This window comes from Staphylococcus agnetis, from assembly GCF_011466855.1.
Classification (GTDB): domain Bacteria; phylum Bacillota; class Bacilli; order Staphylococcales; family Staphylococcaceae; genus Staphylococcus; species Staphylococcus agnetis.
In genome coordinates, this window is the sequence record NZ_CP045927.1 from 1,795,158 (window position 1) to 1,810,016 (window position 14,859).

The following is a 14,859-nucleotide window of genomic DNA, read 5'->3' on the forward strand; positions in this document are numbered from 1 at the left end:
AAGCCCTCAAAATTCGATACTCTGAATTTTGAAGGCAATTGAAGTCATATATAGATGTTTTATTTTGACACAGAGATTTTAATGACATGATTCGCCAATTGGGCTGCTTCGTATTTGGAATGGGTTACAAAGATAATCGGAATGCCCCACAAATGATATATTTGCTTGATGAGCGCAATACTTTCTTCTTTAGTCTCATCATCCAAACTTGATAAAGGTTCATCTAAGAGCAAAAGGTCTGGCTTTTGACTGAGCGCTCTCGCTAAAGCAATACGTTGCTTTTCGCCCCCAGAACATTGATGCGGATATGCATCCAATAAATGATCAATTTTCAGTGATTGGCAAAGCGTCTGAACGTGAGAGGCATCAGGATGCATAAAATTAATATTTTCAAGCGCCGTCATATGTGGGAACAATTGATAATCTTGAAATAAATACCCGATATTTCTTTGTTGCGGCGCAAGGTTTACATTGTTCTGCGTATCAAGAATCGTATGTTGACCGAGTATAATACATCCCTCTTCTGGCGTACGTAAGCCTGCAATCATATTCAATAATGTTGTTTTTCCTACTCCTGATACCCCTTCAAGAGCGTAGATTTGCGGATAAGATGTATCAATATTGAGTTGAATCATATGGTCATTAATATGATGTTTGAGTTGAATACGTAACATCTAATCCCTCTCTTTATATGCATCTTTATTTAACAAATTCATAGTACCGATAATCGTAATTGAAAATGCGACCAATACGACAACCCATAACCATGCTTGACTTTCGCGACCTTGTTGTACCAAAAAGTATATTTCTAAAGGTAATGTATTTGTCCGACCTGGAATATAACCAGCCACCATTAACGTTGCACCAAATTCACCTATCGCACGTGCAAAGGCCAACATTGCTCCTGAAATGAGTGCGCGTTTTGAAAGTGGTAATATTAACTTCAAAAATATTTTTGATTCAGAAGCGCCCATTGTACGCGCTGCATTCAACATTTGGGTATCGATAGTGCGAAAACCTTGGACTGCATGTTGATACATTAGAGGAAAGCTCACAATTATCGAAGCGATCGTAGCGCCTACAAGAGAAAACACAATTTGTATCCCTAAATTGTCTGTAAGTAAATGCCCAATGGGGCCCTCTACTGAAAAAACAATTAATAATAAGAAACCGAGTACAGTTGGCGGTAAAATAATGGGTAAAAATATGAAACTTTCAATTAAACGTGTCCAAATATTTTGCTTATTATATAACAATTTTGCCAATGTTATACTTAAAAACACAACAACGATCGTACTGATGCATGCAATGCGTAACGAAATCCATAATGGCGTTAAATCAGCCATAATATCACCTATTATTCAAAATGGTATTGCTTTAAAATTGATTTTGCTTCTTTAGATTTCATAAAAGTAACCCATGCTTTACTTAAATCGCGGTCAGAAATACGCCCCATCTCATAAGTAATCGGTTGATTGATTGGTGTCACTTTTACTTTCTCAACGTTTATATCCTGTGTATTGCCAGCATATAAATCGGTTTGGTATACGAAGCCATAATTCGCATTCCCTTTATCTACATAGTTTAGCACTTCACGCACATCTTTTGTATAGACCACATGTGGCTCGACTTTATCCCACAGTCCGTGTTTATCTAAATACATTTTGGCATATTTTCCTGCGGGAACAGAGGCCACTTCACCCATCGCAACATGGTCATCACGCTTTAATTGGTCTAGTGGTGGCGTCTTTTTTCCGCGTCCTTTTATTAAAATTAATTGGTTATGTGCATAATCATATGTATCTTTAATTTTGCCTTTTTGATGTAAGACCTTTACATCTTTTGTATTCGCAGACATAAAAACATCAACCGGTGCCCCTTTTTCGATTTGTTGTCTTAAAGCACCAGACCCACCATAATTGAAATCAATGTTAACATTTGGGTGTTCTTTTTTAAACGCTTTTTCGAGCTCTTTCGTGACATCTGTTAAACTTGCAGCAGCAGAAATCGTTAAATGTGCCTTCTCATGATTATTTTGCGATTGATCACGACATCCCGATAAAAGCACACCGAGACTGATGATTAAACATAAGCATACAACCCTTTTCATTTATAACAATCCTCTCCGCGTATGAACTTATCAGTATATATTATCCATGAAACAATGCTGAATTGCACGTTAAAACGTATATCATTCGACATCTTAAAACATGTGAATTCGGCCTAATTGGTTTAATATTTTTATATTTAAGCGTAAAATAAATACAAATGTGTAAAGGGGGCACAGGGGTGAATCAAGATATACATTACAACCAAAAAATCATCAGATATGAACACGGTCAACTCCACGAAACATATGATGATTATGTGACGGAGTTCCCATTAACAATTATGATTAATGGTGAAGAGTTTGCTACAGTTATTTGTAGTCCAACACACTTAAATGAGCTCATTTTAGGATTTTTAGCATCTGAAGGTGTGATTTTAAAACGTCAAGAGTTAAAACAAATAGATATTGATGAGAGTAAAGGTTTTGTACATGTTGAACTCACCTATAATGTACATGACCGTATTCAACTTTCAAATAAAAGATTGGTCGCATCTTGTTGTGGCAAAAGTCGCGAGTTCTATTTTCAAAATGATGCGGCTATAGCCAAAACATCGATGTCAAAAATTCAGTTACATCCTGAACAAGTTTTAACAATGATGCACCGTCTTCAAGACGAAAGTGAGACATTTCAAGCTACTGGTGGATTACATAATGCCGCCATTAGTGATGGAGATGCGTTTTATATTCATCGTCAAGATATCGGGAGACATAATGCGTTAGACAAATTGTATGGATACTGTATCGAAAATGAAATTTCTGTTAGAGATAAAATATTAATTTTTAGTGGGCGCATCTCATCAGAAATCTTAATTAAAGCAGCTAAAATTGGCGTAGGCATGATTATTTCAAAATCAGCACCAACGACCCTTGCTATTCAACTTGCTAATGATTTAAATATTACTGCCATAGGCTTTGTGCGTAATCAACATTTTAATATTTATAGTCATGCCCATCGCATCACTCATCCCAAAAGTTAAACACACATCCATCAAACATGATTCAACATTGACGTGAACACCATATAAAACACCCTCAAAATAGTTCACAAATTCGTGAATTTTGAGGGTGTCTCCCATTTATAATCTATAAAATTTTAGTTTAGGCATGCTCTAATAGTGCACTATAGCGAAAATGCATGTATGTGTAACCTTGTTTAATATACATATCTTTTACAGTATCTTCAGCATCAGCAACTAAAATAACCGAACGTTGGCCTGCACGTTTTCCAATTTCGGCTTGGATACGTTTACCATAACCTTGCTTTTGATATTCAGGTTTTACTGCGAAACCGTCTAATTCAAGTGTAGTTTCACCTTCGATTAAGTTTAATATCGCGACAGGCATTTCATTCTCATAGGCCACATAATAGTCTAAGCCACCTTCTCCATGGCTAACCTGTTCTCGAATATAATTGCACGCTTCATTCACATAAATTGTACCATAAGGTGTACTTAATTCACTGAAGATTTCAAGGTAATCATTAATACGATGTGAATTGACTTTAACTAAATGTAGCGTCTCTTCTGAAAGTGCTTCTAAAGCAACTCCATCTATTGCATACATTTCAACACACCCTAATTCGAAACCTTCTGTTCTTAATAGACGTAGCATTTCTGTTGATAATGCCATATCAGCTGGAAATTCAAAATAAAGGTGTGTTGATGAAGTTTGCATATGTTGCTGCCGTTGTATGACCATATCATGTTTAAATGTTAATGTATCCGGCATTATATGATATCGCCATTTGTTCCCATCAAATTTATGAGGATGTTGAGGTGTAAGAAAACGCGTATACCGTGAATAACTTTCAATAACTTGAGCATCTGTATAAATCGTTTCCATCGATATAGGCATCCCTATCATCCCCTTTATGTTTTTATAGATGTGTTTGTTTTAAAACACGTGCAGTTACTGGATTTTTAAGAAGCGCTATTGCAAAAAATGATGCAATCACCGCTTTGATCAAATCTCCTGGTACAAACACTAACGAGGTATAAAGCGCTTTAGACACAGGTATATGTGTGATAAAGCCCATCACGATAGCGCCAACAAAGTCTAATAATACTACACCAATAATGAAAATAATGAAAAATACTTTAAGTACATTGAGCTTCTCAAATTGACGGTCTCTCACCCAACCAATTAAGAATGCGACAACTGGATACATGAATAAAAAACCTGCGCTCGGGCCCATAAAGACACCAATGCCACCACGTCCACCTGATAATAATGGTGCTCCACAAGCGACAAGTATTAAAAATACGATAACACTTAACGTCCCATATTTACGCCCTAATAATATACCAGCTAAAAAGATACCAATATTTTGGAGTACAATAGGTACTGGTATAAACGGCAATTGAATAGGCGTGACAAACCCCATGACAGCAATTATTGCCGTCATTAAGGCAGTATAAACGAGTAATCGAGTATGATTCACTTTACTTCCTCCCTAAAGACATTAAAGATGTCACAAAACATATGACTTTCTTTAAATAGTCATCATAAAAATATAACCATTGCCGTATTATACATGATTGTAAACATTTTTTCTAGAGTGTTTACAATTTTGAAACCGCACCTATTAGTGCAGCATCATTGTGTAGTTGTGCAGTTTCAATTTTAGCATGACCATAATGAGGAGGTAAAAACGATTGAACGTGTGGTTCAATGTATTTTAGCAAGTCACGTTGTTGTTTAGAAATACCCCCACCAATGATGATATGCGCCGGATCGTACATGATTTGTACTTCAGCAATACCTCGAGCTACTTCACGTCCCCATGTATGCAGAAGTTTTTGACTTGCTTCATAGTGGTGTGCATCTTCAAACAATTGAATAACATTATCATGACCGTAGTTTTGAACTACCATCAGTTTTTTCAGCGCGCGGGTCGATGCACGGTCTTCATAGTTTGTTTTTGTTTCAAAATCATAAAGGAGATTACCAATTTCATTCGCACGGTGTCGTGCACCTACCATTAAACCGTTTGGTTCTTGGAAATAACTTCCACCAATCCCTGTGCCTAATGTTAAACAAAATACGCTTGCAAGTGATTGTTTACGGTAACTTAATTCGCCTAACAAAGCGGCGTCTACATCGTTATAAACATTCACATGTGATGCGCATCGACGTAACGCTTGTTTAAAATGCGTTCCTGAATAGTTTAAAATATTATCGTTTGCATAAACGATTGTGCCTTCCGCTTGATTTACCGCACCTGCTGTCGAAATACCAATCCGTACCTCTTTAAGATGGAACGTGTGCATATATGTCTTTACACGTCGCAATATTTCGTTTAAAATCGCGTCATTTTCATTTACTGGCGTAGGCAACTTTTGATAGCCTTTCAAATTAAATTCAGAGTCAACGATGGCAGATTTTAAAAATGTTCCCCCAATGTCAAATGCAATTTTCGTCATAAAATTGAGCACCTCGCAATAAATGTTGAGTTAATAATGCTTTTGCTTTTGTGAACTGTTTGGCTTTTAAAGCGTCAAAAATCGCTTGATGATCATCAATACTCAATTGATTGTCTATCATTGATGATTTAATGGGTGTTTGATAAAAATAGGCATGAACAACAGCGCTCATTTGTTTAAACAATGGTACATTGACCGCTTCTAATATACTTTGATGAAATGCTTTATCATCTGCAATACTAAACGAAGATGCGTCATTTACAAGTACGCGTTCAATGGCCTCTAAAGACGTTTCATCGCGTTCGATCACATCAATTGCAGCAAGTTCAAAGGTTAATCGCAACATCATTAAATCTTTTAAATTCCCACGATTTACTTGAAAGCTAAATAAAAACCCTTCTATTAAGGGTGTAATATCTTGTGCCTTTACAAGCGTACCTTTCCCTTGAACACTTTCAGTCACGCCGGTGTTTTCTAAATAACTTAAGGCCTCTCGAACCACCGAGCGACTCACTTGATATACTTCGGCTAATTTACGTTCAGTAGGTAATTTATCTCCGACCTTAAGTTGTTCTTTTAAAATATAGTCTTTAATATTTTTTACCATTTTTTCTTTTAAGCTTTGACGACCGTTCATGCCTTCCATCTCTAAGCACTTCCCCTTTCATAACGATTCAAGTTTATCATACATTGTCATATTACTATAAAATGATATATTGACCTCGTAAATGATAGCGCTTACAATATAAGTATAAATTGGTCTGACCAATATTTCAATAGCTATAGGAGGATAACAATGAAAGACGACTTAAAAGGTTTATACGCTGCACTATTAGTGCCTTTTGATGAACAAGGTAACATTATCGAGAGTGGATTGCGTGAGGTGGTTAGAAACGCGATAGATACACATCAACTTGACGGTTTATATGTTAATGGTAGTTCAGGTGAAAATTTCTTAATGAATACAGAGCAAAAGAAGGATGTATTTCGGATTGTTAAAGATGAAGCACAAAATGATGTTCGCTTAATTGCCCAAGTCGGTTCATTAGATTTAAATGAGGCAATTGCATTAGGTCAATATGCAACAGAACTCGGTTACGATGCATTATCTGCAGTTACACCGTTTTACTATCCATTTACTTTTGAAGAAATACGAGATTATTACTTTAAAATTATCGAAGCAACTCAAAATGACATGATTATTTATGCGATTCCAGGATTAACAGGCGTCAATATTACAATCGAACAGTTTGACACGCTGTTTAAAAATGAGCGTATTATTGGTGTGAAATATACAGCGCCAGACTTTTTCTTACTTGAGCGCTTACGTCATGCTTTTCCAGATAAACTCATTTTTTCAGGGTTCGATGAAATGCTTGTTCAAGCGGCAATTTCAGGCGTTGATGGTGCAATCGGGTCAACTTATAACATTAATGGTGTCCGTGCACAAGCCATTTTTAAAGCAGCACAATCTGGAAATGTAGAAAAAGCTTATCAATTACAACGTGAGTCAAATGACATTATCGAACAGGTTTTAAAGATGGGATTATATCCAACTTTAAAAGCCATTTTAAAAGAAAAAGGCATCGAAACAGGCTATCCTAAAGCACCTTTTCATCCTTTTAATGAAGCACTTAGACCACAATTAGAAACACTCGTTCGAACGTATCACTTATAACTTTTGGCACTTTGAAACACGTTTAGCGTATTTACCGCATTCATCATGAATGAGAGAGGGGTTATGATTATGAATACAATTGGGTTTGGTTTTTGGAATTGGGTTGCATTGATATTATATTTATTGCTCATGCTTATGATTGGCGCCTATTTTACACGTCGTGCTGGAAAAGATACTGAAAGTTTTTTCACTGCGAGCGGTCGCTTGCCCTCTTGGGTAGTGGGCTTTTCAATTTACGCAACAACTTTAAGTGCAATTACATTTATGTCCACACCTGAAAAGTCTTTTCTCACAGACTGGTCTTATATCGCTGGAAATATAGCGATAGTAGCAATTATCCCGTTATTAATATACTTTTATATTCCATTTTTCAAAAAGTTACATGTCACTTCAGCATATGAATATTTAGAGGCGCGTTTCAATCCAGCAGTGCGTGTCATTGGTTCATTATTATTTGTGCTATTTCACTTAGGACGTATTGCAATTGTGATTTATTTACCAACACTTGCAATCACTGCTGTTTCCGACATTAACCCATATGTTGTAGCTTGCCTAGTAGGTATTTTATGTATTATTTATACATTTCTTGGTGGATTTGAAGGTGTGGTTTGGAGTGATTTTATCCAAGGGGTGATATTACTTGGCGGTGCTATTGTTATTATTGTCATGGCAATTAGTCAAGTCGATGGTGGTTTCTCCACAGTTGCACACGATGCCATTCAAAATAAAAAACTGATCAGTGCAGATAATTGGAAACTCAGTGCTGCTGCAGCTGCGATTCCGATTATATTTATAGGAAGTGTATTTAATAACTTACAGCAATATACTGCAAGTCAAGACGTTGTTCAACGTTATCAGGCTTCAGAATCGATGAAAGAAACGTCTCAATCCATTTGGACAAATGGTATCTTAGCATTAATCTCTGCACCCATATTTTTTGGAATGGGTACCGCACTCTATGCATTTTATGAACATCAAACAGCACTACCTAAAGATTTTAATACCTCATCAATTGTTCCGTATTTCATATTGACACAAATGCCTCCATTTGTAGGCGGATTATTGATTGCTGCGATATTTGCAGCTGCACAATCGACAATATCATCAAGCTTAAATTCAATTTCAGCTTGTCTGTCAATTGACATTAAGCAACGTTTCTTTGGCAAACAACTTGAAAAAGCTGAAGTACGTTTTGCGAGAATAACTACCATCGTGGTTGGTTTGATAAGCTTAATGGCTTCACTGTATTTAATTGCTTCAAATTCTAGTGACATGTGGGATTTATTTCTACTCATTACAGGATTATTTGGTGTACCGCTCGCTGGTATATTTGCTGTCGGCATTTTTACAAAACGTACCCATGGCATTGGCGTGATAGTAGGTCTCATTGTAGCAGTTATTGTAAGTTACTTCCTCCAAGGTGTCGGTGGAGCTGGATCACCATTCTATACATCAATCATTGCGTTCTTTATCGCTTTTGGAACAGCGTATCTATCTAGCTTGATCATTCCACATGCCAAAAAAGATATTACAGGACTTACAATTTATGAAAAACATAAAACGAGTACGTATATTAGAAAATAAATCACTATCATCCATGTATATGTTAAAAACATTTCAAGCTTTACATTCAGAATGAGCACGTGCTTTTTAAAAAGTTAAGCCTTCAAAATTCATGTTGAGATGAACTTTGAAGGCTTTATCAATTGTTTTATGTCAACTTAGCAATCACTTAAATGCGTCATATTTGAATTGAATATACAGGGTGAAATGCTAATATGCAATGTCTAATTCTTTAGAAATTTTTCTTTTAAATCTTTACGAATCACATCTAGAGAATAAGGGTCATTGTACCAGTAAATACTTGAATCCACATCAAATACATGCTTTGCTTTGACCGCTTTTAAATTAGACCACATTGCAGTATGGGTAAATTCTGGTTGTGCCGCTTTTGGTGCTTTCGCTTTAACGATATAATCACCCGCATATGTTTCAATTTCTTCTTTAGAAATTTCTTTCCAACCTTCTTTTTGAGTTGCTTTTTCTAATTCTGTCGGCATTTTTAAACCAAATGCTTGGTAGATGACCTCACTACCGCGTCCCCAGTTTTTACCATAAGCATAAATTTTCTTCTCAAAATCTTCGATGATTGAAACAGTCGCATCTTTTCCAATGGCTTTTTTAATCTCCGTACCATCTTGTTTTGTCTGTTTCACCCAATTTTCTTTCCATTCTGCTACTTCTTTTTCTTTATTCATAATTTGACCTAGAAGTTCTTGTTGTTCTAGATAATTGTACATACCATAATTGATAGCTAAAGTAGGCGCAATTTTTTCAAGTTTTTTTGTATTTTTATCCGTGTTATATGTAACAATTAAATCAGGTTTTAATGATGCCACTTTTTCTACATCGTCATTGCCAACTTTATCAATATCTTTAAAATGTTTCTTCAAAATTGGACTTTGATCTACTTGATTAGATACACCAACTATATTGGCATCTAAATATTTTAAACCACCAGCATACGTAGGAGCTAGTACGACGATACGTTTAGGTGTTTGCGGTATTTTAACATTTTGTTTGCCCTCTGCTGTCTTTAGCGCTAACGTCTTAACATCCGATTGCGCAGATTTTTCCTCTTTATTTTGACCACAAGCAGCTAATAGTAAAATCATAGCTACTAATGGAATGAACCATTTTTGCATGTTTTGTTCCTCCAATTGATAATGATTATCATTATTATATACACTTTGGTTTGTTAAAGCAATACCTTTAATATCATCAAAGATTTTAAAAATACAATTTTATGAACAATTATTAAATCGCAAACAGTCAAAGCGCCGTTTTGAGCTCATTTCATCTTCATATGTATTTTTTAGGTGATCACTTAGTTTTGCAGGTCAAGCACAAAAAACGTCCCCAAAATGAATGACTTTCCATTTTGAGAACGTAATCGTAATACATGTATTAATCATTAACTCTTGTAAGTTAACTGTCAAAATTGCTTTTCTTTTGATGATTTTTTGGCAACGTGCGCACCCATGTTAATAATACAATGGTTTGAATGATGACCATAATGACAAGTCCCACTCTAATCAATGCAATATCAACAGCCCAAATTGAAAACCCTACAACAATATACAAGCTAATAAGCAATTGGATTTTCTTCTTCATAGTATAGCCGCGATACAATTTAAAATCTTCAACATAGGCTTGATATACTTTCGTTTGAACAAGCCAATCATGAAACCTCTCTGAACTTTTAGCAAAACATATAACTGCTACAAGTAAAAATGGCGTTGTGGGTAACAAAGGTAACACTGCGCCAGCAAAACCAAGTAACGTAAAAATGACGCCAATAGCTATTAATACATAGCGCATGATGCTCGTCTCCCTCTTTCGTATTCCGTTTCATTATAAATAGGGTTTTCTTTTCTTTCAATGACTACACTTCATAAGCCATTATATTTTAATGAATTTGTAGTGCACGAAGCCCAATGTCTGCAATTTGATGATACGCCATATCTTCCATTGGTAATATATATGTGGTATCAGTTAATTCTATAGTTTCAAAAACGTCTTTATAAAGGGATTTTTAAAAACTAATATCGTCAATTTCTTAGAAATTAACATAAAACGGTATCAAAAGTGGCATCAGTGATACCAGAAAAGCCACCTATTTATTTAGGTGAACTTTTAAATATTTCTATTAATATTTTAGTGAATTTATTTTCAACTACTTCGTTAGCTAGTGCTTTCTTCTCTCCTTTTGCCAATCCTCCTATTTTCATAGCTAATTCTATATTACTGCTCCCTATTTCTTTTTCATTTTCCGTTGTTATATCACCTATCTTTCTCCATGATGCTAAATCTTTTTTCCATCATTATTTCTGAATTCTTGAGCTGTGTTTGTTTGTATTTCTATTTTTTTCACTATATTCTGTATGATATCCATTATATCTTTTACTGATTTTTGATTATACTCGAGTTGATGTATATAAAAAACAAGCGAGTGTTGGGCTTTATTTAACTCCATCATTTGTTTAGAAATTTCATCTTCACTAATTTTATACAACGAATAATCTACTAAATCTTTAGGGTAATCTAAGTTTAACCCCACAAACTTTTTTAAACTTTCATCTACATTCATTATCCATTTGTTTTGTTCTTCTAATTTAATTTTAACTAATAATTCTTTATTTTTGATTTTTGTATTAGCTATATAAGTAATACAAGCAGCTATCACACTTGACGATAAAACCCAACTGACTATTTCTGACATATGATCATTCCGTTCTTCAAATCAGCATAACCCACTTACTCATTTAAGTAGAATTTTGCGTATTCGTATATGTAAATAAAAAATAATCACTCAATAATTAACTGAGTGATTATGAAAATCTGACTTAATACCTTCTTCTGTTAATTGAAGGTGAATTACATAGCCATATCCCTATGATTAATACAATTGCAGTCATTAAATAACTAAAGGCACTTGTATTAAAAAAACGGTAAGTATAATCATAATTATTGATAAAAAAACCACTATAATAGAAGCGACTTTAGAAGTGAACCATTCATTCAATTTAAAAGCAATTACTATAGTCACAATAAAAACTAAAATTGAAAGTAAATATACAACTGCGACCCATAGTCCATCAACAAAACCGATTAAAAATTTTTCAGAAAGAAATGCAGGATGACGTGGATGGGTTTCCATATAATTTGCATCCATGTTTAACCCTATAAGTAAGATAGCGATACCAATAACAAAAAATATTATAGAAAAAGCAGAACCACTTAATTCTTCTTTTAACCTTTCCATAAAACCCCTTTTTTCTATAGTTATCATTTTACATTTTAACACAATTTTTGAAAATAAATTAATTTTTGAAAATAGAAATTAACAAAAACAGTGTCAAAAATGGTGTTAATGCTACCATACAAACCGCCTATTCTAAGCTGCCCCCTGTCAAGTAGACACTAAAAAACAAAAATGTATTTTGGTTATCTTCATATTTGTGATATAAGAGTAGCTATTATTAATGAAATACATAACTTAAAATAAATAATATTGTAATAACTATCAATGGTATATTTAATTTTTTTTATATTCCCACAAACTAAATTTATTACTACATAGGAAACAAAGCCAAAACCCATCCCAGTTGCAATATCAAATGTTAAAGGTATCATAATTATTGTTATATAACATGGTATATAATCGGTCATGTCGTTAAACTCAATATTTTGTATATTCATTAGCATCAAACCACCGATTATAATTAATATCGGTGATAATGCTATACTTGGTATTGATATAATCAGTGGTAAGAATAATAACGAAACCAAGAACATTATTCCTACAAATACTGAACTTCGGCCATCTTTAGAACCTGAGTGAATTGATGTTGCGCTTTCCACAGCTACAACAGTTGAACTTATACCTAATAGACTAGAAATTATATTACTTGCCCCTACAGATTTAAAGCTTCTTGCAAATTTTTTGGTATTTGAAATTCCAAATCCATTAATTGTACCCAAATTCTGGAATACTATTAATATAGTCAATGAGAATACAAGTGACCAAAAAGATAAATCACCAATTTTATCAAATGAGAAACTTAAAGCTGTATTATTATTTGATAATGCTTCGAATTTTATAATAGAGTAATCGCTACTAAATGATGCAATTTTTGATATAAATGCTATAATGGAGCCTAATATAATAGTAATTAAAAACGATAGAGGCACCTTTAAAGCAAACAAGACAAGTGCTAGTAGCAAAATAAGTAAAGAAATAGTCGTATTAATGTTCCACTCTCCAAGAGAAATAAGTGTTTGATTACTTGAAACGATAATGTTACTGTTTTGTAATCCTACAAAAGCCATAAACAAGCCTATACCTATTGTTATCCCATCTTTTAAAACCTTAGGTATAGCACTATTTAAAAGTTTAGCAAAAGGAGTTAAGCTAATAATCATGAAAATCAAACCAGATACAAGTACGACAGCTAATCCCTCATGATAATTAAATCCATGAGATTTTACTATTGTAAATGTAAAAAAGATTGTTTCTCCTACTCCGGGAATTATTATTAAAGGAACTTTTGCATACAGTCCAATTATTACGCAGCTAACTGCGCAAACAATTGTCGTAGCTATTATCGTCCAATTTAACGGCATACCAGCCTCTTGTAATAACACTGAATTTACTATTATTATATAACTACATGTAAAAAACGTAATAATGGCAGCGAATAGTTCTGTTTTAAATTTATTTGCTCTGTTAATATTATTTAACATATATTTCCTCAGTAACTATATTCAAATCAATTATTGATTTGAATCCATAGCTAGTTTCACTAGAATAATCATTTACCTGCCATTTGTATTGATCATCCATTTGTTTGAATATTTCGATAAATTTTTCCAATGATAACAAAGTGATTTGGGCACCTAAGCAATAATGCATTCCATGACCGAAAGAAAAATTATTTTTATTTGAATATTCACAATTTTCAGTTTTATAATTTTTCTCAAATTCATCTATATTATTACTTACATAAAGAACCACCATTAGTCTATCACCACTATTAATTTTATTACCTTCAATATATGTGTGGTTTACACATTCTCTAGCACAATAAGAAAACGGTGGTTCTATACGTATGCTTTCGTTTACTAAGTCCTTATCAGCCATTTCAAATCCAGCTTTTTCTTTAATGTGTATGTAATAAAAAATCAAATTTGATAGACTAGATTGAAAAGGTTCATGTCCATCTATAACCATGTTAATTAATGCTATAATAAATTCACTCTCTACAGATATATTTTGAAGCATCAGGTTAAATAGCCCATCCTCATTGTAGTTTTTATCATCAATAATTTTATTTATATAACTGGTAGTTTTCAATATAGATTCAACAGTTGGTTCTATATCTGTTTCAGTTGGATTTGGATTCCATAGAAAATTTACTGCTTCAGTTGACACCTTTAGAATATTTTGATAATCACTTATAGATAAGCCAAATATTTTTGAAAGAACTAAATTACTATAAGGCTTTACAATATCACTAATAGCATTAAATTCTTCTTTATTAATAACAGACAAAATCTCATTTGTAGCTTCTTCACTGATTTCTTGTATTTTCTTTCTAATTTTACTAACTGGTTTTTGTATTTTCTTTCTTAGAGACTTATGATCGTCTCCTTCCATATACATTAACCAATTAGAATAAAAATCTTTTAAAATCAATTTTTGTTCGTATGAAGCATCAAGTTTATCAATAAATTGCCTCTTTCTATTGGCTGTAAAATCAGAACTATTAAGTACTATTTTTGCTGTTTGGTTATTCACTATAACCCAAGAATTTAATGATTCTTCCCATATAATCGAATTATTAAATCCCTCGGTTTTATTAAATAAAACTTTTTTAACAATTTCTCTGCTGCTAGACATTTCATTTTTTAAATTCTGTGACAAGTAAATACACTATCCTATTTAAAGATATCTTAATGTATTTTCTACTGATTGGGAATCACTTGAAACTATATTAACGTTACCAATTGGTAAATCTTTATCTTCAGATGTAATATAATAAGCCTCTTCTGCATTTTTAAGTAATTCAAAATCATTAATGTCATTA

General features: G+C 33.5%; 16 protein-coding genes. 3 read left to right on the forward strand and 13 right to left on the reverse strand.

What is annotated here, in order from left to right; all coding sequences use genetic code 11:
- Window positions 1–59: 59 nt before the first annotated feature.
- The 3 genes from GJE18_RS09225 to modA are packed head-to-tail and all read right to left on the reverse strand — an operon-like array spanning window position 60 to window position 2,110.
- Window positions 60–674: an ATP-binding cassette domain-containing protein gene (locus tag GJE18_RS09225; protein WP_060551624.1), complete on the reverse strand. Its 615-nt coding sequence runs from the start codon at window positions 672–674 to the stop codon at window positions 60–62.
- Complete coding sequence (gene modB, locus GJE18_RS09230; RefSeq protein ID WP_060551625.1) at window positions 675–1,346, reverse strand: molybdate ABC transporter permease subunit; 672 nt, start codon at window positions 1,344–1,346, stop codon at window positions 675–677.
- 11 nt (window positions 1,347–1,357) lie between these two features.
- On the reverse strand, window positions 1,358–2,110 hold the full coding sequence (gene modA, locus GJE18_RS09235) for a molybdate ABC transporter substrate-binding protein (protein ID WP_107368270.1): 753 nt from the start codon (window positions 2,108–2,110) through the stop codon (window positions 1,358–1,360).
- A gap of 179 nt (window positions 2,111–2,289) precedes the next feature.
- Between modA and fdhD the strand changes: the two genes are divergently transcribed.
- A complete protein-coding gene (gene fdhD / locus GJE18_RS09240) occupies window positions 2,290–3,087 on the forward strand; it encodes a formate dehydrogenase accessory sulfurtransferase FdhD (RefSeq protein WP_060551627.1) in 798 nt (265 codons plus the stop codon).
- Between the two features lie 121 nt (window positions 3,088–3,208).
- Here fdhD and GJE18_RS09245 read toward each other — a convergent pair whose 3' ends face one another.
- The 4 genes from GJE18_RS09245 to GJE18_RS09260 form a co-directional block, all read right to left on the reverse strand.
- A complete protein-coding gene (locus tag GJE18_RS09245; RefSeq protein ID WP_060551628.1) occupies window positions 3,209–3,964 on the reverse strand; it encodes a GNAT family N-acetyltransferase in 756 nt (251 codons plus the stop codon).
- Between the two features lie 22 nt (window positions 3,965–3,986).
- Window positions 3,987–4,550: a biotin transporter BioY gene (locus GJE18_RS09250; RefSeq protein WP_275087462.1), complete on the reverse strand. Its 564-nt coding sequence runs from the start codon at window positions 4,548–4,550 to the stop codon at window positions 3,987–3,989.
- Between the two features lie 121 nt (window positions 4,551–4,671).
- A complete protein-coding gene (locus GJE18_RS09255; protein ID WP_060551629.1) occupies window positions 4,672–5,532 on the reverse strand; it encodes an ROK family protein in 861 nt (286 codons plus the stop codon).
- Complete coding sequence (locus GJE18_RS09260; protein WP_060551630.1) at window positions 5,513–6,178, reverse strand: FadR/GntR family transcriptional regulator; 666 nt, start codon at window positions 6,176–6,178, stop codon at window positions 5,513–5,515. Before GJE18_RS09260 ends, GJE18_RS09255 begins: the two co-directional genes overlap by 20 nt.
- Before the next feature lie 150 nt (window positions 6,179–6,328).
- On the opposite strand from GJE18_RS09260, the gene GJE18_RS09265 reads away from it, so the two are divergent.
- Both GJE18_RS09265 and GJE18_RS09270 read left to right on the forward strand, forming a co-directional pair.
- The gene (locus GJE18_RS09265) at window positions 6,329–7,210 is read left to right on the forward strand and encodes an N-acetylneuraminate lyase (protein WP_107368269.1); all 882 of its coding nucleotides are present in this window, start codon (window positions 6,329–6,331) and stop codon (window positions 7,208–7,210) included.
- Window positions 7,211–7,279: 69 nt separating this feature from the next.
- Window positions 7,280–8,794 (forward strand): sodium:solute symporter family protein, encoded by a 1,515-nt coding sequence (locus GJE18_RS09270; RefSeq protein WP_085622637.1) that lies wholly within the window; start codon window positions 7,280–7,282, stop codon window positions 8,792–8,794.
- Between the two features lie 203 nt (window positions 8,795–8,997).
- Here GJE18_RS09270 and GJE18_RS09275 read toward each other — a convergent pair whose 3' ends face one another.
- The 6 genes from GJE18_RS09275 to GJE18_RS09300 form a co-directional block, all read right to left on the reverse strand.
- Entirely contained in the window at window positions 8,998–9,915 is a 918-nt protein-coding gene (locus GJE18_RS09275) for an ABC transporter substrate-binding protein (RefSeq protein WP_060551633.1), read from the reverse strand.
- Window positions 9,916–10,198: 283 nt separating this feature from the next.
- A complete protein-coding gene (locus GJE18_RS09280; protein WP_107368268.1) occupies window positions 10,199–10,591 on the reverse strand; it encodes a YbaN family protein in 393 nt (130 codons plus the stop codon).
- 484 nt (window positions 10,592–11,075) lie between these two features.
- Window positions 11,076–11,492 carry a hypothetical protein gene (locus GJE18_RS09285; RefSeq protein WP_107368267.1) on the reverse strand — a complete coding sequence of 139 codons (417 nt, stop codon included), beginning with the start codon at window positions 11,490–11,492 and terminating at the stop codon, window positions 11,076–11,078.
- A gap of 195 nt (window positions 11,493–11,687) precedes the next feature.
- Window positions 11,688–12,035 carry a hypothetical protein gene (locus GJE18_RS09290; RefSeq protein WP_107376434.1) on the reverse strand — a complete coding sequence of 116 codons (348 nt, stop codon included), beginning with the start codon at window positions 12,033–12,035 and terminating at the stop codon, window positions 11,688–11,690.
- Between the two features lie 188 nt (window positions 12,036–12,223).
- Window positions 12,224–13,516, reverse strand: a complete 1,293-nt coding sequence (locus GJE18_RS09295) for an NCS2 family permease (RefSeq protein ID WP_240928867.1) — start codon at window positions 13,514–13,516, stop codon at window positions 12,224–12,226.
- Window positions 13,506–14,696, reverse strand: coding sequence for a cytochrome P450 (locus GJE18_RS09300; protein ID WP_165805033.1), 1,191 nt, complete (start codon window positions 14,694–14,696; stop codon window positions 13,506–13,508). Before GJE18_RS09300 ends, GJE18_RS09295 begins: the two co-directional genes overlap by 11 nt.
- Between the last annotated feature and the right edge of the window lie 163 nt (window positions 14,697–14,859).

Bases quoted from the DNA above. Each gene is read 5' to 3' on its own strand.
- GJE18_RS09285 (WP_107368267.1), bottom strand. From the start codon at position 11,492: ATGTCAGAAATAGTCAGTTGGGTTTTATCGTCAAGTGTGATAGCTGCT.
- GJE18_RS09260 (WP_060551630.1), bottom strand. From the start codon at position 6,178: ATGGAAGGCATGAACGGTCGTCAAAGCTTAAAAGAAAAAATGGTAAAA.
- modA (WP_107368270.1), bottom strand. From the start codon at position 2,110: ATGAAAAGGGTTGTATGCTTATGTTTAATCATCAGTCTCGGTGTGCTT.
- GJE18_RS09225 (WP_060551624.1), bottom strand. From the start codon at position 674: ATGTTACGTATTCAACTCAAACATCATATTAATGACCATATGATTCAA.
- GJE18_RS09280 (WP_107368268.1), bottom strand. From the start codon at position 10,591: ATGCGCTATGTATTAATAGCTATTGGCGTCATTTTTACGTTACTTGGT.
- GJE18_RS09270 (WP_085622637.1), top strand. From the start codon at position 7,280: ATGAATACAATTGGGTTTGGTTTTTGGAATTGGGTTGCATTGATATTA.
- GJE18_RS09255 (WP_060551629.1), bottom strand. From the start codon at position 5,532: ATGACGAAAATTGCATTTGACATTGGGGGAACATTTTTAAAATCTGCC.
- GJE18_RS09245 (WP_060551628.1), bottom strand. From the start codon at position 3,964: ATGCCTATATCGATGGAAACGATTTATACAGATGCTCAAGTTATTGAA.
- GJE18_RS09275 (WP_060551633.1), bottom strand. From the start codon at position 9,915: ATGCAAAAATGGTTCATTCCATTAGTAGCTATGATTTTACTATTAGCT.
- GJE18_RS09265 (WP_107368269.1), top strand. From the start codon at position 6,329: ATGAAAGACGACTTAAAAGGTTTATACGCTGCACTATTAGTGCCTTTT.
- GJE18_RS09290 (WP_107376434.1), bottom strand. From the start codon at position 12,035: ATGGAAAGGTTAAAAGAAGAATTAAGTGGTTCTGCTTTTTCTATAATA.
- GJE18_RS09295 (WP_240928867.1), bottom strand. From the start codon at position 13,516: ATGTTAAATAATATTAACAGAGCAAATAAATTTAAAACAGAACTATTC.
- modB (WP_060551625.1), bottom strand. From the start codon at position 1,346: ATGGCTGATTTAACGCCATTATGGATTTCGTTACGCATTGCATGCATC.